General features: G+C 71.5%; 17 protein-coding genes. 7 read left to right on the top strand and 10 right to left on the bottom strand.

The genetic code is table 11. From position 1 onward, the window contains the following. Nucleotides 1-313: 313 nt before the first annotated feature. Together ADK57_RS16870 and ADK57_RS16865 are read left to right on the top strand one after the other, a co-directional pair. Complete coding sequence (locus tag ADK57_RS16870) at nucleotides 314-1,978, top strand: hypothetical protein (protein ID WP_159050082.1); 1,665 nt, start codon at nucleotides 314-316, stop codon at nucleotides 1,976-1,978. Nucleotides 1,979-2,064: 86 nt separating this feature from the next. Continuing rightward, entirely contained in the window at nucleotides 2,065-2,667 is a 603-nt protein-coding gene (locus tag ADK57_RS16865; RefSeq protein ID WP_053750284.1) for a chorismate mutase, read from the top strand. Here ADK57_RS16865 and ADK57_RS16860 read toward each other — a convergent pair. From ADK57_RS16860 to iolC, 8 genes are all read right to left on the bottom strand, one after another. Continuing rightward, complete coding sequence (locus tag ADK57_RS16860) at nucleotides 2,658-4,211, bottom strand: vWA domain-containing protein (RefSeq protein ID WP_053750283.1); 1,554 nt, start codon at nucleotides 4,209-4,211, stop codon at nucleotides 2,658-2,660. The two genes, ADK57_RS16865 and ADK57_RS16860, sit on opposite strands and share 10 nt — an antisense overlap. Nucleotides 4,212-4,358: 147 nt before the next feature. Continuing rightward, nucleotides 4,359-5,225: an ABC transporter permease gene (locus tag ADK57_RS16855; protein WP_053750282.1), complete on the bottom strand. Its 867-nt coding sequence runs from the start codon at nucleotides 5,223-5,225 to the stop codon at nucleotides 4,359-4,361. Beyond that, nucleotides 5,222-7,873, bottom strand: a complete 2,652-nt coding sequence (locus ADK57_RS16850) for an alpha/beta fold hydrolase (protein ID WP_053750281.1) — start codon at nucleotides 7,871-7,873, stop codon at nucleotides 5,222-5,224. Before ADK57_RS16850 ends, ADK57_RS16855 begins: the two co-directional genes overlap by 4 nt. Nucleotides 7,874-8,126: 253 nt before the next feature. Further along, complete coding sequence (gene mmsA, locus ADK57_RS16845) at nucleotides 8,127-9,635, bottom strand: CoA-acylating methylmalonate-semialdehyde dehydrogenase (RefSeq protein WP_053750280.1); 1,509 nt, start codon at nucleotides 9,633-9,635, stop codon at nucleotides 8,127-8,129. 14 nt (nucleotides 9,636-9,649) lie between these two features. Then, nucleotides 9,650-11,533: a 3D-(3,5/4)-trihydroxycyclohexane-1,2-dione acylhydrolase (decyclizing) gene (gene iolD, locus ADK57_RS16840; protein ID WP_053750279.1), complete on the bottom strand. Its 1,884-nt coding sequence runs from the start codon at nucleotides 11,531-11,533 to the stop codon at nucleotides 9,650-9,652. Next, nucleotides 11,530-12,354 carry a 5-deoxy-glucuronate isomerase gene (gene iolB, locus ADK57_RS16835; protein WP_053750278.1) on the bottom strand — a complete coding sequence of 275 codons (825 nt, stop codon included), beginning with the start codon at nucleotides 12,352-12,354 and terminating at the stop codon, nucleotides 11,530-11,532. The genes iolD and iolB overlap by 4 nt, the downstream gene beginning before the upstream one ends. A gap of 7 nt (nucleotides 12,355-12,361) precedes the next feature. Beyond that, nucleotides 12,362-13,243, bottom strand: a complete 882-nt coding sequence (locus ADK57_RS16830; protein WP_053750277.1) for a Cgl0159 family (beta/alpha)8-fold protein — start codon at nucleotides 13,241-13,243, stop codon at nucleotides 12,362-12,364. Then, a complete protein-coding gene (gene iolC / locus ADK57_RS16825) occupies nucleotides 13,240-14,190 on the bottom strand; it encodes a 5-dehydro-2-deoxygluconokinase (RefSeq protein WP_053750276.1) in 951 nt (316 codons plus the stop codon). The genes ADK57_RS16830 and iolC overlap by 4 nt, the downstream gene beginning before the upstream one ends. A 124-nt stretch (nucleotides 14,191-14,314) precedes the next feature. On the opposite strand from iolC, the gene ADK57_RS16820 reads away from it, so the two are divergent. Both ADK57_RS16820 and ADK57_RS16815 read left to right on the top strand, forming a co-directional pair. Further along, complete coding sequence (locus ADK57_RS16820; RefSeq protein ID WP_053750275.1) at nucleotides 14,315-15,232, top strand: sugar phosphate isomerase/epimerase family protein; 918 nt, start codon at nucleotides 14,315-14,317, stop codon at nucleotides 15,230-15,232. 490 nt (nucleotides 15,233-15,722) lie between these two features. Continuing rightward, nucleotides 15,723-15,923: a helix-turn-helix transcriptional regulator gene (locus ADK57_RS16815; RefSeq protein ID WP_053750274.1), complete on the top strand. Its 201-nt coding sequence runs from the start codon at nucleotides 15,723-15,725 to the stop codon at nucleotides 15,921-15,923. A gap of 23 nt (nucleotides 15,924-15,946) precedes the next feature. On the opposite strand, the gene ADK57_RS16810 is transcribed toward ADK57_RS16815, so the two are convergent. Beyond that, nucleotides 15,947-16,990, bottom strand: a complete 1,044-nt coding sequence (locus ADK57_RS16810; RefSeq protein ID WP_053750273.1) for a zinc-dependent alcohol dehydrogenase family protein — start codon at nucleotides 16,988-16,990, stop codon at nucleotides 15,947-15,949. A gap of 45 nt (nucleotides 16,991-17,035) precedes the next feature. Continuing rightward, complete coding sequence (locus ADK57_RS16805) at nucleotides 17,036-19,231, bottom strand: MMPL family transporter (RefSeq protein ID WP_053750272.1); 2,196 nt, start codon at nucleotides 19,229-19,231, stop codon at nucleotides 17,036-17,038. Nucleotides 19,232-19,355: 124 nt separating this feature from the next. On the opposite strand from ADK57_RS16805, the gene ADK57_RS16800 reads away from it, so the two are divergent. The 3 genes from ADK57_RS16800 (at nucleotide 19,356) to ADK57_RS16790 (ending at nucleotide 22,774) form a co-directional block, all read left to right on the top strand. Next, nucleotides 19,356-20,030, top strand: coding sequence for a TetR/AcrR family transcriptional regulator (locus ADK57_RS16800; RefSeq protein ID WP_053750271.1), 675 nt, complete (start codon nucleotides 19,356-19,358; stop codon nucleotides 20,028-20,030). A 192-nt stretch (nucleotides 20,031-20,222) separates the two neighbouring features. Then, nucleotides 20,223-20,462: a heavy-metal-associated domain-containing protein gene (locus tag ADK57_RS16795; protein ID WP_053750270.1), complete on the top strand. Its 240-nt coding sequence runs from the start codon at nucleotides 20,223-20,225 to the stop codon at nucleotides 20,460-20,462. A gap of 80 nt (nucleotides 20,463-20,542) precedes the next feature. After that, entirely contained in the window at nucleotides 20,543-22,774 is a 2,232-nt protein-coding gene (locus ADK57_RS16790) for a heavy metal translocating P-type ATPase (RefSeq protein ID WP_053750269.1), read from the top strand. The last annotated feature ends 138 nt before the right edge of the window (nucleotides 22,775-22,912 follow it).

Here is a 22,912-nt window from a genome sequence, read left to right as displayed (position 1 = left end):
AGCAAAACATGAACACATGATATTGATAAGTCGACACGCCGGGCCGTCGAACGGATGCCGTCATTCGCGTCCGTGCCGTGCGCGCAGGCGGATCGGATGCGCACGGATTTCGATGCATGGTTGATGAGCCGAATGTGCGGACTCACCATTCTGGCGGAATTCATCCCGCTGCCCTTGAATGACCGCTCTCGACAACACCATTCAGCCGGAGACAGGTGTCAAGGTCGGGTTGCCCCGGGCCGATGAATGGATCATGACGTCGACGCACTCGCCAGCGCCTCCGAAGACCTCCCCCTCCCGGCCTTCGCTCCCGGTGGTTGTGCCGAAGGCCGCCCCCGCGGCGGCCCGGGTGCTGCGGGCGGCGGTGTGGCTGCTGCCCGCGGTCCTGGTGGCGGCGGCCGGGTTCCGGCGGCGGTGGATGTCCGACGACGCCTTCATCTACGTACGGACCGTGCGGCAGGTACTGGCGGGCAACGGGCCCGTGTTCAACCCGGGTGAGCGGGTGGAGTCGTCCACGGGGACGCTGTGGCAGTGGCTCCTGGTGGCGGCCGGGGCGGTGGGGGCCGATCCGGCGTCGGCGGCGGTGTACGGCGGGCTGGCGCTGACCGGCGTCGGGTTCGCGCTCGCGGGGCTCGGGGCGCTGCGGGTGTACGGCGGGCGGGCGGCCGTGCCTGTGGGCTCGCTCCTGCTGTTGGGGCTGCCGCCCGTGTGGGACTTCGCCACCTCCGGGCTGGAGACGGGACTGCTCACGTGCTGGATCGCGGGGGCGTGGCTGGCGCTGGTCGCCCGGCCCGGGGCTCTCGCGACCTCGGTGCTCTGCGGGCTCGGTCCGCTGGTGCGGCCCGACCTGGGGCTGGTCTCGGTCGTCTTCCTGGGTGCGCAGTGGCTGCTCGTGCGGCCCTCGTGGCGAGGCGTGCTGGCGGGTGCGGGGGCGGCGGGGGCGCTGCCGGGCGCGTACGAGGTGTTCCGAGCGGGCTACTACGGGCATCTGGTGCCGCTGCCCGCCGTGACCAAGGAGGCCTCGCGGAGCCTGTGGGGGCGGGGCTTCGGCTATGTCGTGGATCTGGCGCTTCCCTATCTGCTGTGGGTGCCCGCGCTGTTCGTGGTCGCCGCGGTGCTTTTCGGGCGCGGTGGGCGCCCACCGGAGAGGGGCGGGCCGCTCGTGCCCGTGTTCGCGCCCGTCGTCGCCGGGCTGCTGTGCTGGTTGTACGTCGTGAAGGTCGGCGGCGACTTCATGCACGGGCGGATGCTGCTGCCGGGGTTGCTGCTGCTGTTGCTGCCGGTGTTCGTGGTGCCGGTGTCGCGGGTGGGCGTGTGCGCGGCCGTCGGCGTGGGGGCCTGGGCGGTGGTGTGCGCGGGGTGGCTGCGGGTGCCGTACGAGGGGCACATCGGTCCGGCCGGGATCGCCGACGAACGCGGCGTGTACGTGCGGCACAACGCGGACCCGCACCCGGTGCACCACGACTTCGCCGGCGCGCCTTACCACCGGGGGTACCTGCAGGACGTACGGGCGGCCGCGCGGTCGGGGGCGCCTACGCTGCTGTTCGGCGGCGGCGGCCCCCGTACGGCCGCCAACTCACCGTCCGTCACCTCGAGTTATGTGGTGCTCGGGCTCAACGGGTCCGTCGTGCCGCTGGCGGGGGCCGCGCTCGACCCGATCGGGCTCGCCTATCCGCTGGCCGCGCACTCGGAGCGGATCGAGGGCGGGCGGGTGGCGCACGACAAGTGGCTGCCGAATGCCTGGCTGGCCGCGGACCGCGGGCTTCCCTCCGATCCGCCGCCCGGCGTGGACCCGGCGCAGATCGACGCGGCCCGGCGCGCCCTGCGCTGCGGGGCGCTCGCCGAACTGCGCGCCGCGACGCGGGATCCGCTCACGCCGGGGCGCTTCCTGCGGAACGTGACCGGCGCCTGGGAGCGCACGTCGTTCCGCTTCCCGAACGATCCGGTGGTGGCCGAACGGGAGTTGTGCGGCAGGTGAGTTCACGCAGACGGGGCCCGGAGTCGGCAGCCGGGAGCAGCGTCGGTACGTTGCTTTCCGACCGACCCCCCACGGAAGGAAAGCCCGTGCACCCCCCACGCCTTCGCTCCCTCCTCGTCGCCGTGTGCGCCACGGCGGCCGTCACCCTCGCCGGCGCCGCCCCGGCGGTCGCCACCACGCCCGTCCGGGTGGCGGCCGTCGCCCCTGGGCTCGCGCCCCTCACCGACCTGTTCGCCGAGCGGCTGCTGCTCGCCGACAAGGTGGCCGCCGCCAAGTACGGCACCGACAAGCCGATCGACGATCCCGTGCGCGAGCAGCAGATCCTGGACGATGTGGCCGCGCGGGCGGTCGGGCTCGGGCTGGACCCGGATGCGGTGACGGCCGTCTTCCGGGACCAGATCGAGGCGAACAAGCTGGTGCAGCGCGGGCTGTACGCGCGTTGGGACGCGCATCCCGAGCTGCGGCCCACCGAGCGGCCGGACCTGGTGAAGGAGGTCCGGCCGGCGCTGGACCGCATCACCACGCAGGTGCTGGCCGCCCTGCGGGAGACGGAGGGGCTGCGGGCCTCGGCGTCGTGCGGGCCCAGGTTGTCGCTCGCCGCCGCGCGGGCCGCGTACGGCCATGAGCTGGACCTGCTGCATCTGGCGGGGCTGGGGCGGGCGGTGCCGTCGGTGTGCGGTCAGTCCTGAGGTTCGAGGTGCAGGGCCTGGCGGATGGTCCCGGCGAGTTCGCGTACCGCCTTGTCCTCGGTGGTGTCCGCCAGCTTGTCGGCGCGCACGGCCAGCTTGTTGAAGGTGAGCGCGCCGGGCAGTGAGGTCCAGCGGTCGTCGCCCCGGCGGAGGGCATCGGCGAAGTAGGCGGCGACCGCCGTGACCTGGAGGCGTGGGTTCGCACTCCAGAGGTCGTCGTCGAGGGCGTCGGACTCCAGTTGGCCGGACTCCTCGTGCGGGGTGCGGTTCTTCGGGTCCTGCCAGCGGACGGTCGCGGTGGCGAGGTGGCCGTCGGCGCCGGGCTTGGTGCGGACGGCGTAGAGGGCGGTCACGGTGTGGCCGGGGCCGACCTCGCCGCCGTCGACGCGGTCGTCGCGGAAGTCGTCGTCGGCGACGCGTCGGTTGTCGTAGCCGACCAGGCGGAACTCGTCGACCGTCTCCGGGTCGAAGGCGACCTGCGCCTTGGCGTCGCGGGCCGTGAGGTCGATGTTCTTCGGGAGCTGCTCGCAGAAGACCGTGCGGGCCTCGTCGGCGTCGGAGACGTAGGTCGTGTTGCCGTCGCCCTTGTCGGCGAGGCGTTCCATCAGCGCGTCGCCGTAGTCGCTGCCGACACCGACGCCGAAGAGGGTGATGCCGTGCTCGCGGCGGGCGCCGTCGATGCGGTCGAGGATGGAGTCGGGGTCGGTGTCGCCGTCGTTGGCGAGCGCGTCGGAGACCAGGACGACCCGGTTGGTGGCGCCCTTGCGCAGGCCCTCGACGGCCGTGGCGTAGCCGGTCTCGACACCGGCGCCGAGGTTGGTCGAGAAGGTGGGTTCCAGGTTGTCGATCGCCTCGTGGATCTCGTCGCGGTGGCCGTCGAGGCGGGTCATCGGCAGGACGGTCTCGGCCTGGTCGCTGAAGGTGACGATCGCGACCGAGTCGTCGTCGCGCAGCCGGTCCGTCATCACGCCGAGGGACTCCTGGGCGAGGTCGAGGCGGCCAGGTTCGGACATGGAGCCGGAGATGTCGATGACGAAGGTGAGGGCGGCGGGCGGGCGTTCGCCGGTCTGCTCCTGCGTGCCGCGGGTGGCCAGGCCCACCCGGACCAGGGACCAGTCCTCGTCGTCGGTGCGGGCGCCGTCGACGGTCACCGTGAAGCCGTTGCCGTCGGGGCGCTCGTAGTCCTGACGGAAGCTGTTGACGAACTCCTCGGGGCGGATCGTCGACGGGTCCGGCCGCTGCCCGTCGGCGAGGGTGCGGCGGGCGTAGCCGTAGGAGGCGGTGTCCACGTCGAGGGCGAAGGTGGAGAGGTAGTCGGGCGAGGGGGCGACCTCGCGGGACTCGTCGTCGGTGCTGTCGCTGTCCTGTTCGCCGGTGCCCCGGCTGTAGTCGGGGGCCGGGAAGCCGGTCGATCCGTCCGCCCGGTCCGAACTGCTGCTGCCGTCGCCGCTGTCGCTCGCGCTGCACCCGGTGAGCAGCAGGCCGCCCGCCGCGGTGAACGCGAGCAGGGCGGCGCGCAGCCGCCGTATTCGGTATCGCTCCATCTTCCGTGCCCCCTTGGTCTGTTGATGCCGATGTCTGTGACTGTGACGGCGCGGGGGGACAGAACGTGCGTTACGGAGCGTTGCGGATGGATCTCGAAGAGGGCACGGAAGACGGCCGTCGAGACCGGTAGGTGATCCTCCGGTGACCTAGGACACCACGTCCTTGCGGGCGAAACCCCGGAAGGCCAGCGCGAACAGCACCACGGCGTACGTTATGGAAACGGCCGTGCCCTGGATCATGCCGGACCACTCGGCATTCGGCTGAATGGCGTCCGCCCAGGCGAACTGCCAGTGCGCGGGCAGGAAGTCGCGCCAGTCGCCGAGGGCCGTCACGGCGTCGAGGACGTTGCCGACGATGGTCAGGCCGACCGCGCCGCCGACGGCGCCGAGCGGCGCGTCCGTCTTGGTCGACAGCCAGAACGCGAGTCCCGCGGTGACCAGTTGGGACACGAAGATGAACGCCACGACCACCACCAGCCGCTGGGCGGCCGTGCCAGGCGCGAGCGAGCCGCCGGTGGGGATCTCCAGGGAGCCCCAGCCGTAGGCGGCCGTGCCGACGGCCAGTGCCGTCACCGGCAGCAGGATCATCGCGGCCAGGCTGAGGCCGAGCCCGACGACGAGCTTCGACCACAGCAGCCGGGCGCGCGGCACCGGAGCGGCGAGGAGATAGCGCAGGGAGGACCAGCTGGCCTCGGAGGCGACCGTGTCCCCGCAGAACAGGGCGACGGGGATGACCAGGAGGAACCCCGCGGACACGAACAGGTTCACGGCGGCGAAATTGGCGCCGGACGCCGTCGCCGTGTCCATCAGCGTGATCCGGTTGCCGCCCCCGTCCGGCTCGCCGCCGATGGCGAAGGCGATGAGCAGGACGAACGGCAGGGCGGCGAGGATCCCGCCCATGACCAGCGTGCGCCGCCGCTTCAGCTGGCGGACCAGCTCCACCCGCAGGGGCAGCGTGCGGCCCGCGCGGTAGCCGGAGGCGACCTCGGGTGTGCGCTCGACGAGCGTGCTCATGCGGAGCCTCCGATCAGGGTGAGGAAGGCGTCTTCCAGTCGGCGGTGCGGGCCCACCGACCGGACGGGCACCTCCAGCCGGACGAGCTCGACGACCAGGCGCTGCGCGCTGCCCTCGGCATCGAGGCGGACCAGGAGTCCGTCGTCGGTGCGCACGGCCGAGACCACGCCCGCCAGCGCGGCGATCTTCTCGACGACCGGCTCCTCCACGGGCTTTCCGGTGCCGACGAGCAGGGTGTCGCCGGAGCCGATGATCTCCTGGACCGGACCGGCCTGCACGAGCCTGCCCCGGTCCATCACCACGAGGTGCGTGCAGGACTGCTCCACCTCCGCCAGCAGGTGGCTGGAGACGATCACCGTGCGTCCGGCGGCCGCGTACCGGATCATCACCTCGCGCATCTCGCGGATCTGCGGCGGGTCGAGGCCGTTCGTCGGCTCGTCCAGTATCAGCAGGTCGGGCATGCCGAGCATGGCCTGGGCGATGGCGAGGCGCTGGCGCATGCCCTGTGAGTACGTGCGCACCGCGCGGGCGAGTGCGTCGCCGAGGCCCGCGATCTCCAGGGCCTCGTCCAGGTGGGCGTCCTCGGCCGGGCGGCCGGTCGCCGCCCAGTACAGCTCCAGGTTCTCGCGGCCGGACAGGTGCGGCAGGAAGCCCGCGCCCTCGACGAAGGCGCCGACCCGGGACAGCACCGGGGCGCCCGGACCGATCGCACGGCCGAAGACGCGGATCTCCCCGTCGTCCGGCTTGATCAGGCCCATCAGCATGCGCAGGGTGGTCGTCTTGCCCGCGCCGTTGGGGCCAAGGAGGCCGAGGACCTGGCCCTTCTCCACGCGGAAGGACAGCTCCTTGACCGCGTACCGGTCCGCCGACTTGGCGTATCGCTTGCTCAAGTCCCTTATCTGCAGAGGGACTTCGGCGAGCTCCGGGTCGGGGGGCGATACCGAGGTACGGCGGCGGCCGGTCAGCAGCAGGGCCAGGGCGACCACCGCGCCCGCGAGCGGCAGCCACCACACCCACGCGGGCAGCGGGGCGGCCGCGGTCGTCACGCCCGGCGCCGTCGGCACCGACAGGTCGCTCTTCAGGGAGACGGTGTACGTGGCCGGGGCGGCCGGGGAGGCGTACCCGAGGTCGGTGGAGGCGAGGACCAGGCGCAGCCGGTGGCCCTTCTCCACGTCGTGGTCGACGGCGGGCAGCGTGATCTTCACATCCTTGCCGGCCTTGGCACCCTCGACCCTGAGGGGCGTGACCAGCTGGGAGGGCAGCACCTGCCCAGTGCCACCCGGGCCGACGTCGTACACCTTCGCGAAGAGGACGGCGTCGTCGCCGGTCGACTCGACGTGGACGGTGACCGTCGGCGATCCGGTGATCCGGAGGTCGTCGGCGACCGGCGCCGACTCGAAGCGGGCGAACTGGCCGGGGAAGTCCAGCGAGACCCCGACGCCCAGTGAGGAGAGCTGGGCGAGGCCGCCACCGCCGAGGCCGGGAAGGGCCGAGACCGCGGGCGGGTTGGAGCCCGCCGGGTTGGCGAAGCTCTGCTGCTCGCGGCCGGTCAGTGCGAAGGACTTCCGACCGCTCTCCAGACCGGGGTACGTGTCGTCGCTCGCGCCCCGCTGCAACGCCTGGCCGTCGGTGGAGTCGACGCCTCCGGTGCGGGTGATACGGAAGGCGGGGCCGGTGTCCGTGCCCTTGTCGTCCTTCAGGTACCGGTCGAACCAGGACTGCACGCGTGCCTGGACGCGGCTCGTCTCCATGTCGCCGCCGTCGTGGCCGCCCGCGATCCAGTCGACGTCGACCGGGGCGCCGCCCGCCCGGATGGCCTTCGCCGCCGCGTCGGCCTGGCCGAGCGGGAAGAGGGAGTCGGTCTGGCCCTGCATGAGGAGCGTGGGCACCTTGATGCGGTCGCCGACGGCCGACGGAGAGCGCTCTTCCAGCAGCTTCTCGGCCTGCGCGTCCGGGGTTCCGGATTCGGCGACCCGCTCGTACATCTGGCAGAGCTGCGTCTCGAACCTCTCGCAGCCGCCGCCGGAGTTGACGAAGATGCCCGCCCAGAGCTTCTTGAACACGCCGTTCGGGAAGAGGGCGTCGGCGAGGTTCCAGTAGGTGATCGCCGGGGCGATGGCGTCCACCCGGTCGTCGTATCCGGCGGTCTCCAGCGCGATCGCGCCGCCGTACGACGCGCCCGCCATGCCGACGCGCGGATCGCCGGTCTTGTCGAGCCGGACCTGCGGCTGCTTCGCCAGCCAGTCGATGAGCTTGCGGACGTCGGCGACCTCGCCCTTCGGGTCGTTGAGCCCGATCTTGCCGGTGGACCTGCCGAAGCTGCGCGCCGACCAGGTCAGGACCGCGTACCCGTCCCGGGCCAGGTCCTGAGCCTGCTGCCGTACGTCGTCCTTGCTGCCGCCGAAGCCGTGGGCGAGGAGGACGGCGGGGCGGCGTCCTTCGTCGGGAGACGTGAAGTACGAGGTGTCGATGCGCACCCCGTCCCCCATGTCCATGACCCGGTCGGTGCGGCGTACCGTCGGCACGTCGTCGTCGGCGGTGGCCGTCCATGTCCCGGCGCCCGCGAGCACGACCACGGCGGCCGCGGCGGCGCCGAGCCGTCGCGGCCGCCGGAGCAGGTCTCGCAGCCGGGGCAGTCGAAGATCCATGCGTCAACGGTACGGGGTGAAACTGTCGGGGAGTTGTCGACCGGGGGGTGAACCACGCCCCATCCCTTGGGGGTACGGGGGCGGTGCGGTGTACCGCGGGCGTGGTACGGCGGCTGGAAGTTCGGGGGGTTCTGATGTCGGCCGGGTGCGGGTGCGTGGGGGCTTGCCGCGCAGTTCCCCGCGCCCCTGGAGGGCCGCACAGCGGCCGAGAACAGGGGCCGCCCGTAAGACGGACGGCCCCTGACGGTCGGTGTCAGTGGTTGCGCGGGAACCCGAGGTCCACGCCCGCCGGGGCGTCGGCCGGGTCGGGCCAGCGGGTGGTGACGACCTTGCCGCGGGTGTAGAAGTGCGTGCCGTCGTTGCCGTAGATGTGGTGGTCGCCGAAGAGCGAGTCCTTCCAGCCACCGAAGGAGTGGTAGCCGACAGGGACCGGGATCGGGACGTTCACGCCGACCATGCCCGCCTCGATCTCCATCTGGAAGCGGCGGGCGGCGCCGCCGTCCCGGGTGAAGATCGCGGTGCCGTTGCCGAACGGCGAGCTGTTGATGAGGGCGACGCCCTCGTCGTACGTGTCGACGCGCAGCACGCACAGCACCGGGCCGAAGATCTCGTCCTGGTAGGCCTTCGCCGACGTGGGCACCTTGTCGAGCAGCGAGATGCCGATCCAGTGACCGTCCTCGAAGCCGGCTCCTTCATAGGTGTACGCCGAACCGTCGAGCACCACTTCCGCGCCCTCGGCAGCGGCGCCCGTCACGTACGACGCCACCTTGTCGCGGTGCACGGCAGTGATCAGCGGGCCCATCTCGGAGGTCGGGTCGTTGCCGGGGCCGATCTTGATCTTCTCGGCGCGCTCGCGGATCTTGTCCACCAGCTCGTCGCCGATCGCGCCCACCGCGACCACGGCGGAGATCGCCATGCAGCGCTCGCCCGCGGAGCCGTAGGCCGCGCTCACCGCGGCGTCCGCGGCCGCGTCGAGGTCGGCGTCCGGGAGGACCAGCATGTGGTTCTTGGCCCCGCCCAGGGCCTGGACGCGCTTGTGGTTCGCCGAGGCCGTGGTGTGGATGTGGCGGGCGATCGGGGTCGAGCCGACGAACGAGACGGCCTTGACGTCCGGGTGCTCCAGGAGGCGGTCGACGGCCACCTTGTCGCCGTGGACGACGTTGAAGACGCCGTCCGGGAGACCGGCCTCGGCGAGCAGCTCGGCGATCTTCAGGGACGCCGACGGGTCCTTCTCGGACGGCTTCAGCACGAAGGTGTTGCCGCACGCGATGGCCATCGGGAACATCCACATCGGGACCATGGCCGGGAAGTTGAACGGCGTGATGCCGGCGACGACACCGAGCGGCTGGCGGATCGACGACACGTCCACGCGGCTCGCGACCTGCGTCGACAGCTCGCCCTTCAGCTGCACGTTGATGCCGCACGCCAGGTCCACGATCTCCAGGCCGCGCGCGACCTCGCCCAGCGCGTCGCTGTGCACCTTGCCGTGCTCGGCGGTGATCAGCTCGGCGATGGCGTCGCGGTTGGCGTCGAGCAGGGCGCGGAAGCGGAAGAGGATCTCCGTCCGCTTGGCAAGGGAGGACTGACCCCAAGTGACATAGGCGTCCTTGGCGGCGGCGACCGCCGCGTCCACCTCCTCGACGGAGGCGAACGCGACCTTCGTGGTGACCGCGCCGGTGGCAGGGTCGGTGACCGGCCCGTACGTACCCGACGCGCCTTCGACGGTCTTGCCGCCGATCCAGTGGTTGACGATCTTCGTCATGACCGAGTACTCCTTCACAGATGGCGGCGTCGGGTAGAGACGTGCCGTTCGTACAGCTCACGGGCCTTCACCGCGGACGGTCGGGTCGCGGTCTCGGCCACAGGTACATCCCACCAGGCCTGCGCCGGCGGCGGGCCCGACACTGTGTCTGCCGTTTCCGTCTCGACGTAGACACATGTGGGAGTGTCGGCCGCCCGGGCCTCCGCGAGCGCCGCCCGCAGATCCCGAACGGTCTTCGCGCGCAGCACGCGCATGCCAAGGCTCGCCGCGTTCGCGGCGAGGTCGACGGGGAGCGGCGCCCCCGTGTACGTACCGTCCTCGGACTGGTAGCGGTACGCGGTGCCGAAGCGCTCGCCGCCCACCGACTCGGACAGTCCGCCGATGGACGCGTAGCCGTGGTTCTGGACGAGGAGCATCTTGATCGCGATCCCCTCCTGTACGGCCGTCACGATCTCCGTCGGCATCATCAGATAGGTGCCGTCTCCGACCAGCGCCCACACGGGCCGGTCGGGTGCCGCCATCTTGACGCCGATCGCGGCCGGGATCTCGTAGCCCATGCAGGAGTAGCCGTACTCCAGGTGGTACTGGTCCCGGGAGCGCGCCCGCCACAGCTTGTGCAGGTCGCCGGGGAGCGAGCCGGCCGCGTTGATGATCACGTCCGTGTCGTCGACCAGGGCGTCCAGCGCGCCCAGCACCTGGGACTGCGTGGGCCGTACGTCCGGCTCGTCGGCCTCGTAGCAGGCGTCGACGCGCTGCTCCCAGCGCTCCTTGTCCTCGGTGTACTCGCGGACGTACCCGTCCGGGACCCGGTGCCCGTGCATCTGGAGGGCCTCGGTCAGCTCCGTCAGGCCGCTGCGGGCGTCCGCGACGAGCGGCATCCCGGCGAGTTTGTGGCCGTCGTACGGGGCGATGTTGAGGTTGAGGAAGCGGACGCCGGGCTGTTCGAAGAGCGTGCCCGAGGCGGTGGTGAAGTCGGTGTAGCGGGTGCCGACGCCGATCACCAGGTCGGCCAGGCGGGCGAGTTCGTCCGCGGTGGCCGTGCCGGTGTGGCCGACGCCGCCGACGTCCTGGGCGTGGTCGTAGCGCAGGGAGCCCTTGCCGGCCTGCGTGGAGGCGACCGGGATGCCGGTGACCTCGGCGAACTCGGCGAGGGCCTCCTCGGCGCGGCTGTGGTGGACGCCGCCGCCGGCGATCAGCAGGGGGCGCCTGGCCGCCCGGATCACGTTGACCGCCTCGGCGAGTTCGGTCGGGTCGGCGCCCGGACGTCGTACGACCCAGGTGCGCTCGGCGAAGAACTCGTCCGGCCAGTCGTAGGCCTCGGCCTGGACGTCCTGCGGGAGGGCGAGGGTGACCGCGCCCGTCTCCACCGGGTCGGTGAGCACCCGCATGGCCCCCAGGGCGGCCGGGATCAGGGCTTCCGGGCGGGTGACGCGGTCGAAGTACCTCGACACCGGGCGCAGGCAGTCGTTGACCGACACATCGCCGGCGTACGGGACTTCCAGCTGCTGGAGGACCGGGTCGGCCACCCGGGTGGCGAAGGTGTCACCGGGGAGCAACAGGACCGGGATGTGGTTGATGGTCGCGAGGGCGGCGCCGGTGACCAGGTTCGTCGCGCCCGGACCGATGGAGGTCGTGACCGCGTGCGTGGACAGTCGGTTGGACTGCCTCGCATAGCCAACGGCCGCGTGCACCATGGACTGCTCGTTGCGGCCCTGGTGGTACGGCATCTCGGCGCCGTACTCGATGAGCGCCTGGCCGAGTCCCGCCACGTTCCCGTGGCCGAAGATGCCCCAGGTGGCGCCGATCAGCCGCTGCCGTACGCCGTCGCGCTCCGTGTACTGGGCGGACAGGAAGCGGACGAGCGCCTGCGCGACCGTGAGCCTCGTCGTTGAGGTCATCGGTAACCCCCTGTGCTTTCTACGTGGGCCGGGTGGAAGCAGATCCGCCATTCCCGGGTCTCGCCCGGACCCGCCATGACGTTCAGGTAGTACATGTCGTGGCCGGGCTGGGCGATCGACGGGCCGTGCCATCCGTCGGGGACGAGGACGGCGTCGCCGGAGCGGACCTCCGCGAGGACGTCCGAACCGCCCTCACGGGAAGGGGATACGCGCTGATAGCCGAAACCGTTCGGGCCGTCGATCTCGAAGTAGTAGATCTCCTCCAGCTCCGCCTCCTCGCCCGGCCGGTGCTCGTCGTGCTTGTGCGGCGGGTACGAGGACCAGTTGCCGCCGGGCGTGATCACCTCGACGGCGATCAGCTTGTCGCAGTCGAAGGCGTCGGCCGAGGCGAAGTTGCGGACGTGGCGCAGGCAGTTGCCGCTGCCGCGCTGTTCCTGCGGGACCTCCGGCGCGGGGCCGTAGCGGGCGGGGAGTCGTCGCTCGCACTTCGCTCCTGCCAAAGCAAAGCGGCCGCCCGCGCCGGAGGCGATCTGTGCCCGGGCGTCACGGGGCACGTACGCGAAGTCGCTGACTCCGCTGAACACGCTTTCCCGGCCCAGGAGTTGAAACTCACTGCCCTCTGTTTGTACGGTACATCCGCCTTGCAGCGGGAGGACGATCCACTCGCTGTCCCCGGCCTCGAAGGTGTGCGTGCCGCCGGGCGCCAGCTCGACGATCCGCAGACTGCTGTGGGTCCAGCCGGCCCGCTTGGGGTCGATGTCGACGGCGTACCGGGCGTCCGTGGTGGCGCCCTTCGCGAGGTAGAGGTCGTTGTTCGTCATGCGGCCCTCACAACAGTCCTACGGCGGTGTCCACGGCGGCGGCCACATCGCCGTCCGCCGGGTACAGCAGCGAACGGCCGACCACCAGGCCGCGCACGGTGGGAAGTTGCAGCGCCCCGCGCCACTTCTCGTACGCCCCGTCCTGGTCGTCGCCGACCTCGCCGCCGAGGAGCACGGCGGGCAGTGTGGAGGTCGCCATGACCTCGGCCATGTCGTCGGGGTTCTCGGTGACCGGCACCTTCAGCCAGGTGTAGGCCGAACTGCCGCCGAGGCCCGAGGCGATGGCGATCGACCTGGTGACGGCCTCGGCCGACAGGTCGTTGCTCAGCCTGCCCTCCGGGGAGCGGCGGCTGATGAACGGCTCGACGAAGACGGGAAGTCGGCGTGCGGCCATGTCGTCGATGGCGCGGGCCGTGGACTCCAGGGTGGTGAGGGAGCCCGGGTCGTCGTAGTCGATCCGCAGGAGCAGCTTGCCCGCGTCGAAGCCGAAGCGCTCGATGTCCTCGGGGCGGTGGCCGGTGAAGCGGTCGTCGAGTTCGAAGCTGGCGCCCTGGAGGCCGCCGCGGTTCATCGAGCCCATGACGACCTTGCCGTCGAGGGCGCCGAGCAGCAGCAGGTCGTCCAGGATGTCGGCGGTGGCGAGGACGCCGTCCACGCCGGGGCGGCTCAGCGCCAGGCACAGGCGTTCGAGCAGGTCGACGCGGTTGGCCATGGCGAACTTGCGGTCGCCGACACCGAGCGCGCCGCGGGCCGGGTGGTCGGCGGCGACGATCATCAGGCGGCCGTCGTCGTTGAGCAGCGACCGGCGGGGCCGGCGGGCGGCTGCCTCGGCCACGGCCTCGGGGCGGAGGGTGCGGATGCGGACGAGTTCCGCGATGTCGACGCTCACAGGACGGCTCCCGCCGCGAGGGCCGCTGTCACTTCGTCCGGTGTGGGCATCGCGGACGAGCACTCCAGGCGGGAGGCGACGATGGCACCGGCCGCGTTGGCGTGCCGCATGATCTTCTCCAGGTCCCAGCCCTCCAGCAGGCCGTGGCAGAGGGAGCCGCCGAAGGCGTCACCGGCGCCGAGGCCGTTGAGGACGTTCACCGGGAGGGGCGGGACCTGAGCGGACTCGCCCTTGCTGTTGACGGCGAGGACGCCCTTGGGGCCCTGCTTGACGACGGCGAGTTCGACACCGGCGTCAAGGAGCGCGCGGGCCGCCGCATGGGGTTCGCGCACTCCGGTCGCCACCTCCACCTCGTCGAGGTTGCCGACGGCGACGGTCGTGTGGCGGAGGGCCTCTTCGTAGAAGGGGCGGGCCGCTGCCGGGTCGGACCAGAACATGGGGCGCCAGTCGAGGTCGAAGACCGTGGTGCCGGCCTTGGCGCGGTGGGCGAGGGCCGCCAGCGTCGCCGTACGGCTGGGCTCCTCGCTCAGGCCGGTGCCGGTGACCCAGAAGATGCGGGCCTCGCGGACGGCGTCGAGGTCCAGCTCGTGGGCGTCGATCTCCAGGTCGGGCGCCTTGGGCCGGCGGTAGAAGTACAGCGGGAAGTCGTCCGGCGGGAAGACCTCGCAGAAGGTGACCGGGGTCTGCAGGCCGGGCACCGGGGTGACCCAGCGGTCGTCGACGCCGAAGCCCCGCAGCTCCTCGTGCAGGTAGGTGCCGAACGGGTCGTCGCCGGTACGTGTGATCACCGCCGTGTCCCGTCCCAGGCGGGCGGCGGCGACCGCGACGTTCGTGGCCGAGCCGCCGAGGAACTTGCCGAAGGACGACACCTGCGGCAGCGGGACGCCCGTCTGCAGCGGATAGAGGTCCACTCCGATCCGCCCCATGGTGATCAGGTCGTACGCCATCGACTTCCCTTCGTGTCGGCTCTCCACGGCTTTCTAGCCCCGTATGGCGAGCCCTGTCAATGTTTTGTCCAGACATTCGGACCAGGGCTTGACACCCCCGCTCGGGATCCGCACTCTGGCGGCCATGACGTCGTTGTCACCTCAGACCTCACTGTCCCGTATCCGGATCGGATCGGCCCCCGACTCCTGGGGCGTCTGGTTCCCGGACGATCCCCGGCAGGTGCCCTGGCAGCGCTTCCTCGACGAGGTCGCGCAGTCCGGCTACGAGTGGATCGAGCTGGGCCCGTACGGATATCTGCCGACCGACCCGGCCGTCCTCACCGAGGAGACCGCCAGGCGTGGCCTGAAGGTGTCGGCCGGCACGGTCTTCACCGGCCTGCACCACGGCGAGGCCGTGTGGGAGAAGACATGGGCCCACGTCGCCGACAACGCAGTCCTCGCGCAGGCGATGGGGGCGTCCCACCTGGTGGTCATCCCGTCCTTCTGGCGGGACGACAAGACCGGTGAGGTGCTGGAGCCGGACACGCTCACGCCCGAGCAGTGGCGCAATCTCACCTCCCTGACCGAGCGCCTCGGCAAGGAGGTGCGGGAGCGGTACGGCCTGCAGATCGTCGTCCACCCGCACGCCGACACCCACATCGACAGCGAGGAGAACGTCGTCCGCTTCCTGGACGGCACCGACTCCTCGCTGGTGTCGCTGTGCCTGGACACCGGGCACTACGCGTACTGCGGCGGCGACAGTGTCAAGCTGATCGAGACCTACGGCGAGCGGATCGGGTACCTGCACCTCAAGCAGGTGGACGCGGAGATCCTGGCGGACGTGCGGGCGAACGAGGTGCCGTTCGGGCCGGCGGTCGCGCGCGGCGTGATGTGCGAGCCGCCTGCCGGGGTGCCCGCGCTGGGGCCCGTCCTGGAGGCCGCCCAGAAGCTGGACGTCGACCTGTTCGCGATCGTCGAGCAGGACATGTACCCGTGCGAGCCGGACACGCCGCTGCCGATCGCACAGCGGACGCGGGCGTTCTTGAGGTCGTGCGGGGCGTAGCCCTCCGGGGGGTGGGGCTCGGGCGCCTACGGGGGTGCCAAGTGCTGTGATTTTGCGGGTTCGGGTTCGGGTGCGGGTTCGGGTTCAGGTTCGGGTTACGGGTGCGGGTTACGGGGGGCTTGTCGAGTAGTTCCCCGCGCCCCGGGCGGCACCTCCGGGCCGTAGCACCACTAGCCCGCTGTCCGTGACTGACGGGCACCTGCAGTTGCCCGCGCGGACTCCGGCGTGGGACCTCCGGCTCCCCCAAGTCAACGCGCCCCGCCCATGAGCCCGCGTATGCCTTTGCGTCACCTCTGTCACAAAGATCCCATTCGTGTCACACATGTCGCGTGTCCGTGGGGCTTGCGTCACACCCGGCACACAGGCCCTGTCCAGCTTTCACCCGAGGTCGTTCACGGAGCACAGGCTTTGTGATCGCCAGCGCAGTGCCCGGCTCCCCCGGACGGCCGCCCCCGGCCGCCCCCGCGGTACGCGCAGGGAGGTGCACCTCATGACCGACCGAAGGCTCTGGTCCTACAAGGAGATCGCGGCGCACATCAAGGTGCAGCCGGACACCGTGCGGTCGTACCGCAAGCACGGGTTGCTGCCGGCGCCCGACCACGTCGAGGGCGGCAAGCCCTTCTGGTACGCGGACACGGTCCGGGCATGGGTGGCCTCCCGCCCGGGGAACCGGGGCAGAAGAGACCTCTGACCACCGCGGGCACCCCGAGGCCGTCAGCTCCACGGCTCGATGACGGTCACCCCCGATCCCGGCGCCGTGCCCATCGCGGCCAGTGCCGCCGGCACCGCGTCCAGCGTGATCGTGGACGTGACCAGCAGGTCGGGCCTCAGCACTCCCGCCCGGACCAGTTCCAGCATGGGCGGGTAGGTGTGCGCGGCCATGCCGTGACTGCCGAGGAGTTCCAGTTCCAGGCCGATCGCGCGAGCCATCGGCACCGGTGTCGTGCCGGTCGCTGAGGGCAGCAGGCCGACCTGGACGTGACGGCCTCGGCGGCGCAGGCCGTTCACGGAGGCCGCGCAGGTGGCGGGCGAGCCTAGGGCGTCGAGGGAGAGGTGGGCGCCGCCGCCGGTGAGTTCGCGGACCACCGCCGCCGTGTCCTCGGTGCGGGACGCGTCCACGCACTCCGCCGCGCCGAACTTCCGTGCCAGGTCCAGGGCTTGGGGCGACACGTCGACCGCCACGACCCGCGCCCCCGACGCCGCCGCGATCATCACAGCGGACAGGCCGACGCCTCCGCAGCCGTGCACGGCGACCCACTCCCCCGCCGCCACCCGGCCCTGCTGCACCACCGCCCGGAACGCCGTGGCGAACCGGCAGCCGAGAGAGGCGGCCGTCGCGAAGGACATCTCCTGCGGTACGGCGACGAGGTTCACGTCGGCGTGGTCCAGCGCCACGTACTGGGCGAAGGAGCCCCAGTGTGTGAAGCCCGGCTGCGTCTGCCGCTCGCACACCTGCTGGTCGCCCGCCGCGCAGGACGGGCAGGTGCCGCAGGCGCATACGAAGGGGACGGTCACGCGATCACCGGGGCGCCAGGCGGTGACCCGGGTGCCCACCGCCTCGACGACACCGGCGAGTTCATGCCCCGGCACGTGCGGCAGTGTGATGTCCGGGTCGTGGCCCTGCCAGCCGTGCCAGTCGCTGCGGCACAGGCCCGTGGCCTCGACCCGCACCACGACCCCGTGCTCCGCGGGCTCCGGGTCGGCCACCTCCCGCACCTGAGCCGGCTCCCCGTACTCCTCGAACACCACAGCCCGCATCGCGTCCGCCTCGCCTTTCCGCCGATCACCTCTGACGGCGGAACGCTAGCCGTGCGCCGCCACCCTGTCCCGGTCCTGCTCCACGGCCGGCTCGGATCCGCCGCCGCCCTCGCTCAGCCCGAACCGCTCGTGGAATCGCCTGAGCGGCCCCGGGGCCCACCAGGTCGCCCTGCCTGTGAGGCGCATGACCGCCGGGACCAGAAGGCTGCGGACGATCATCGCGTCCATCAGGACCGCCAGGGCGATACCCAGGCCGAGCATCTTGGTGTTGGTCACCCTGGAGGTACCGATCGCGACCATCACCACGGCGAGGATGACCGCGGCCGCCGTGATCAGCCCGCCCGTGCGCTGCAGCCCGTGCCGGACCGCCTGGTCGTGGTCGCCCGTCTCGTCGTACTCCTCCTTGATGCGGGAGAGCAGGAAGACTCCGTAGTCCATCGACAGCCCGAAGGCCACGCAGAACATCAGCACCGGAAGGGTCGTCTCTATGGAGCCGGGGCTGGTGAAGCCGAGCAGGCCGGACAGATGGCCGTCCTGGAAGACCCAGACCACCGCGCCGAACATCGCCGTCAGACTGAGCGCGTTGAGCACGACCGCCTGGATCGGTATCAGCACGCTGCCTGTCAGCAAGAACACCAGGAGCAGGGTGACGATCACGATGAAGACGCCCGCCAGGGGCAGCTGCTCGGCTATCGCGCCCTTGGAGTCGACCAGGACGGCGGCCGTGCCGGTCACCTTGGTGTCGAAGGGGGCGTCCATGGCACGCAGTTCACCCACCAGACGCTGAGCCGGGTCGTCGACCGCCTCGCCCTTCGGCAGCACCGTGAAGTACGCCGAGTCACCCTTGACCAGCGGGCCGTCGACCCGCTGCACCTCGGACAGGTCCGCGATCCGCTCCTTGTACGCGGCGTACTGGGCCTGGGTCGCCGACCCCTCGGCGAGCACTTCGAGGCCGCCGCCGGGGCTGCCTGGGAAGCCGTCCCTGATGTGTTGCTGCACGACGTGGGACTCGGCGGTGGAGGGCAGCTGGCGGTCGTCGGCAGTGCCGAACTTCACGCCCAGGAAGGGCAGTCCGAGGAGGACGAGCACGGCCGTGGTGGCCAGGGCGAAGAAGGGGGCACGGCGCATGACGAGGGTCGCGGTGCGCGCCCAGGCGGTGCCTTGCGAGGGCTTCGGGCTGCGCCGGAACAGGCGCCGCAGGTCCAGCGAGTTGACCCGATGGCCCAGCAGCACCAACGCCGCCGGGAGCAGGATCAGCGCGGCCGCCGCGGCCAGCAGGACGACCGCTATGCCGGCGTATGCGAAGGAGCGCAGGAAGTACTGCGGGAAGAGCAGCATCGCCGCCAGGGAGACCGCGACCGTGAGCGCGGAGAAGAGCACGGTGCGGCCGGCCGTGCGCAGGGTCGTGCCCACCGCCGTCGACGGCTCGGCGCCGGTGGACAGTTCCTCGCGGAAGCGGCGGACGATGAAGAGGGCGTAGTCGATGGCGAGGCCGAGGCCCAGGGCCGTGGTGAGGTTCAGTGCGAAGACGGAGACCTCGGTGACCTCGGTGAGGCCGCGCAGCACCGCGTTCGTGCCGAGGATCGCGACGATGCCGATGCCGAGCGGCAGCAGGGCGGCGACCGCACTGCCGAAGACCATCACCAGCAGCACCAGCGTCACCGGCAGGGCGATCATCTCCGCGCGGGTCAGGTCTTCCTGGATGATCGTCTGCATCTCGTGCCGCACGGCGACCGGGCCGCCGACCGTCACGTCCACCGGGCCGTGCGCGCCTCGGTACGAGGGGGCGATGCGGTCCAGGGTCTCACCCATCTCCTTCTCGTCGCCCGTGATCCGGGCGGCGATCAGCGCCTCGTGGCCGTCCTTCGCGCGCAGGGTGGCGGCCCCGGTCCGCCAGTAGGAACTGACGCCCACGACGCCTCGCTCTCCGGCCAGTTGCCCGGCGAGGCGCTCGGCCTCCGCGGCGACGGCCCGGTCGTCGACCGAGGATTCACCCGAGTCCACCAGAAGCAGGAGGTTGGGCTGGGAGTCCAGGAACTCGCGCTCCAGCGCCTTGGTCGCATACGTCGACTCGGCGTGTGGATCCTCCCAGCCGCCGGCACCCAGACGGTCGGCGACCCCGCTGCCGGCCAGGACGGCGAGCACGGTGAGCACCAGGGCCGCGAGCAGCGACAACCGAGGGCGGGCGGTCACGAATCGGGTCCAGCCGCCGACGCGGGGCGGGCCGTTGACTTCGGTCATCGTGCGGTGTCCCCTTCACCGTGGAACGCATAAAATGGCAAACACGAGAGATCGCTCGCGTTCCACCAGAATGCGAGCGACCGCTCGCGTTTGTCAACCGTGTGCGGAGAGTTGGGGAAAACGCGTGCCCGACAGCCAGGAGCAGCAGGAGAAGGAGCAGCCGCCGCGCCGCCGCCAGGCCCGCGGCGAGCGCCGCATCGCCCAACTCCTCGAGGCCGCCGCCAACGTCTTCTGCACCACCGGCTACACGGCCGCCAGCACCAACGCCATCGCCCGCGAGGCAGGCGTCTCGCCGGGCACGCTCTACCAGTTCTTCCCGAACAAGGAAGCGATCGCGATCGAGCTGGGCGACCGGCTCATGCACGAGATGCGGGAGACCTACGGCGAGGCGCTCGCGCCGGTCGACCCCGTGACCCCGCTGGAGGAGGCCGTCGGTGCCGCCGTCGAGCGGTTCATCGACTTCAACTGCGAGCACCCGGTGTTCTTCGCGCTGATGCACGGCCCCGACATCCCCGGCCGGATCACCGAGGCGCACGACGCGCTGCACGCCACCCTGCTCTCCCGCATCGAGGGCCTGCTCTCCGCCTTCCTGCCCGACGTCTCCCCGGCCGACCTCACCCGTGTCGCACACATGTGCCTGGGTCTGTACAAGGCCGGCCTGGAACTGGTCCTCGCCCACGAGGGCGCCGAGCGCGAGGCCTACGTCCGGGAACTGAAGAACGTCCTGGTCCGCTATCTCGACCCGCTCGTCGGGGAAAGACCCGGCCGGCCCGACATCGCCATGACCACGAACCCCTGACCGGCCTCCCCACGACTCCGCTTCCCTGACGGGACCTGCCGGAGACAGAAATCCCGCGCGGGGCACTCACCCCCTTTCGGCCACCCTCCGGGACGCACCGGCACGCCATGACCTCTCTTGGATAAATACCCCCTAGGGGTATAGTGTGGGTGTGGAGAGTAGAGTTCCACCCGTCCCGACGAGGAGAACGAGATGACCGCTCAGACCGACACCCCGGGTTCCGTCACCGCCGTCTACAAGGTGAGCGGCATGAGCTGCGGGCACTGCGAGGGCTCCGTCTCCGGCGAGATCTCCGAGATCCCCGGCGTCAGCTCGGTGAAGGCCGTCGCCTCGACCGGCGAGGTCACCGTCGTGTCCGCGGCCCCGCTCGACGAGGAGGCCGTACGCGCCGCCGTCGACGAGGCCGGCTTCGAGCTCGTCGGCACGGCCTGAGCACTGATCTCCCGCCCCGGACCGTACCGACCGGCCGATACCGGTTCCGTACGGTCCGGTCCGCTCCCTGGAGTACGGACATGTCCAGCACCACCGCCCGGACCCCGATAGCGCACGCCTCGGAAGTCGAGCTGCTCATCGGCGGGATGACCTGCGCCTCCTGCGCGGCCCGCGTCGAGAAGAAGCTCAACCGCATGGACGGCGTGACCGCCACGGTGAACTACGCGACGGAGAAGGCGAAGGTCACCTACCCCGCGGGGATCGAGGTCGCCGACCTGATCGCGACCGTGGTGAAGACCGGGTACACGGCCGAGGAGCCGGAGCCGCCTCGCGAGGAGGCGCCCACCGAGGAGGACCCGGAGGCGGCCTCTCTCCGGCAGCGCCTCATCGGCTCCGTCGCCCTCGCCGTCCCCGTCGTCCTGCTGTCCATGGTCCCGGCCCTGCAGTTCGACAACTGGCAGTGGCTGGCGCTCCCCCTCGCCGCACCGGTCGTGGTCTGGGGCGGATGGCCCTTCCACCGGGCCGCCTGGACGAACGTGAGGCACGGCGCGGCCACCATGGACACCCTGGTCTCGCTCGGCACACTGGCCGCGTTCGGCTGGTCCCTGTGGGCGCTGTTCTTCGGCGACGCGGGCATGCCGGGCATGCGCGACCGCTTCGAGCTCACCGTCTCCCGCATGGACGGCACCTCGACGATCTATCTCGAAGTCGCCGCCGGAGTCACCGCCTTCATCCTGCTCGGCCGCTATCTGGAGGCCCGCGCCAAGCGCCGGGCCGGGGCGGCACTGAGGGCGCTGATGGAGCTGGGCGTCAAGGACGTGGCCGTGGTGCGGGACAGCCGGGAGGTGCGGATACCGGCGGCGCGGCTGGTGGTCGGCGACCGGTTCGTCGTACGGCCCGGAGAGAAGATCGCCACCGACGGCACCGTCGTCGAGGGCGTCTCCGCCGTGGACGCCTCCATGCTCACCGGCGAGTCCGTCCCGGTGGACGTCACGGTCGGCGACACGGTCACCGGTGCCACCGTCAACGCCGGCGGACGCCTGGTCGTCGAGGCCACCCGGGTCGGCGCCGACACCCAGCTCGCGCGGATGGCGAAGCTGGTGGAGGACGCGCAGAACGGCAAGGCCGAGGTGCAGCGGCTCGCCGACCGCGTCTCCGGGATCTTCGTGCCGGTGGTCATCGCCCTCGCGGTCGCCACGTTCGCGGGCTGGCTCGGCGCGACCGGGGAGACCGTCGCCGCGTTCACCGCGGCCGTCGCCGTACTGATCATCGCCTGCCCGTGCGCGCTGGGCCTGGCCACACCGACCGCCCTGATGGTCGGCACCGGACGCGGCGCCCAGCTGGGCATCCTCATCAAGGGCCCCGAGGTCCTGGAGTCCACGCGCCGCGTCGACACCGTCGTCCTGGACAAGACCGGCACGGTCACCACCGGCCGCATGACCCTCCAGAAGGTGTACGTCGCCCAGGACGCCGACGAGAAGCAGATACTGCGGCTCGCGGGCGCCCTGGAGCACGCCTCCGAGCACCCCGTCGCCCGGGCGGTCGCCGCGGGCGCCGAGGAGCGGGTCGGCCCGCTGCCGGAGGTCGAGCGGTTCGAGAACGTGCCCGGGCGGGGTGTACGCGGGCGCGTGGAGGGCCATGAGGTCGCCGTGGGGCGGCTCTTCGACGACCTGCCGCAGGAGTTGGCCCGCGCCAAGGACGAGGCGGAGCGGGACGGCCGTACGGCTGTCGTGGTCGGCTGGGACGGAGCCGCACGCGGCGTGCTGGCCGTCGCGGACGCGGTCAAGGAGACCAGCGCCGAGGCCGTGCGCGAACTGCGGGCCCTGGGACTCACACCGGTGCTGCTCACCGGGGACAACCGGGCGGTCGCGGAGGCGGTCGCGCGGGCCGTCGGGATCGACTCCGAGCATGTCGTCGCCGAGGTGCTGCCCGAGGACAAGGTCGACGTCGTACGGCGGCTGCAGACCGAGGGGCGGACCGTCGCCATGGTCGGCGACGGCGTCAACGACGCGGCCGCGCTGGCCACCGCCGATCTCGGGCTGGCGATGGGCACCGGGACCGACGCGGCGATCGAGGCGGGCGACCTGACACTGGTGCGCGGGGACCTGCGGGTGGCCGCGGACGCGATCCGGCTGTCACGCAGGACCCTGTCCACGATCAAGGGCAACCTCGTGTGGGCCTTCGGCTACAACGTGGCCGCGCTGCCGCTGGCCGCCGCGGGGCTGCTGAACCCGATGATCGCGGGGGCGGCGATGGCCTTCTCGTCGGTGTTCGTGGTGACCAACAGCCTCCGGCTGCGGACATTCCGATGACGGACCCCTCTGGAGTCCGGCGCCCGCCTCACATAAGCTCTTCACAAGGCTCGCGCATCATCCTTACGCTTGGGTCCCGTTCGCCGTATCCGGGCTCTTGCGTACCTAACGGACATATGCAAGAGACGCAGATCACAG

This window comes from Streptomyces sp. MMG1533 (assembly GCF_001279775.1).
Classification (GTDB): domain Bacteria; phylum Actinomycetota; class Actinomycetes; order Streptomycetales; family Streptomycetaceae; genus Streptomyces.
The sequence above is the reverse complement of the archived record's forward strand: the minus strand, read 5'-3'. Positions and strand labels throughout refer to the sequence as shown.

Coding starts and splice junctions, on each gene's coding strand:
- ADK57_RS16855 (WP_053750282.1), bottom strand. CDS start 5,225: ATGAGCACGCTCGTCGAGCGCACACCCGAGGTCGCCTCCGGCTACCGC.
- ADK57_RS16860 (WP_053750283.1), bottom strand. CDS start 4,211: ATGGAGCGATACCGAATACGGCGGCTGCGCGCCGCCCTGCTCGCGTTC.
- ADK57_RS16820 (WP_053750275.1), top strand. CDS start 14,315: ATGACGTCGTTGTCACCTCAGACCTCACTGTCCCGTATCCGGATCGGA.
- ADK57_RS16810 (WP_053750273.1), bottom strand. CDS start 16,990: ATGCGGGCTGTGGTGTTCGAGGAGTACGGGGAGCCGGCTCAGGTGCGG.
- iolB (WP_053750278.1), bottom strand. CDS start 12,354: ATGACGAACAACGACCTCTACCTCGCGAAGGGCGCCACCACGGACGCC.
- ADK57_RS16805 (WP_053750272.1), bottom strand. CDS start 19,231: ATGACCGAAGTCAACGGCCCGCCCCGCGTCGGCGGCTGGACCCGATTC.
- ADK57_RS16795 (WP_053750270.1), top strand. CDS start 20,223: ATGACCGCTCAGACCGACACCCCGGGTTCCGTCACCGCCGTCTACAAG.
- ADK57_RS16815 (WP_053750274.1), top strand. CDS start 15,723: ATGACCGACCGAAGGCTCTGGTCCTACAAGGAGATCGCGGCGCACATC.
- mmsA (WP_053750280.1), bottom strand. CDS start 9,635: ATGACGAAGATCGTCAACCACTGGATCGGCGGCAAGACCGTCGAAGGC.
- iolC (WP_053750276.1), bottom strand. CDS start 14,190: ATGGCGTACGACCTGATCACCATGGGGCGGATCGGAGTGGACCTCTAT.
- ADK57_RS16850 (WP_053750281.1), bottom strand. CDS start 7,873: ATGGATCTTCGACTGCCCCGGCTGCGAGACCTGCTCCGGCGGCCGCGA.
- ADK57_RS16790 (WP_053750269.1), top strand. CDS start 20,543: ATGTCCAGCACCACCGCCCGGACCCCGATAGCGCACGCCTCGGAAGTC.
- iolD (WP_053750279.1), bottom strand. CDS start 11,533: ATGACCTCAACGACGAGGCTCACGGTCGCGCAGGCGCTCGTCCGCTTC.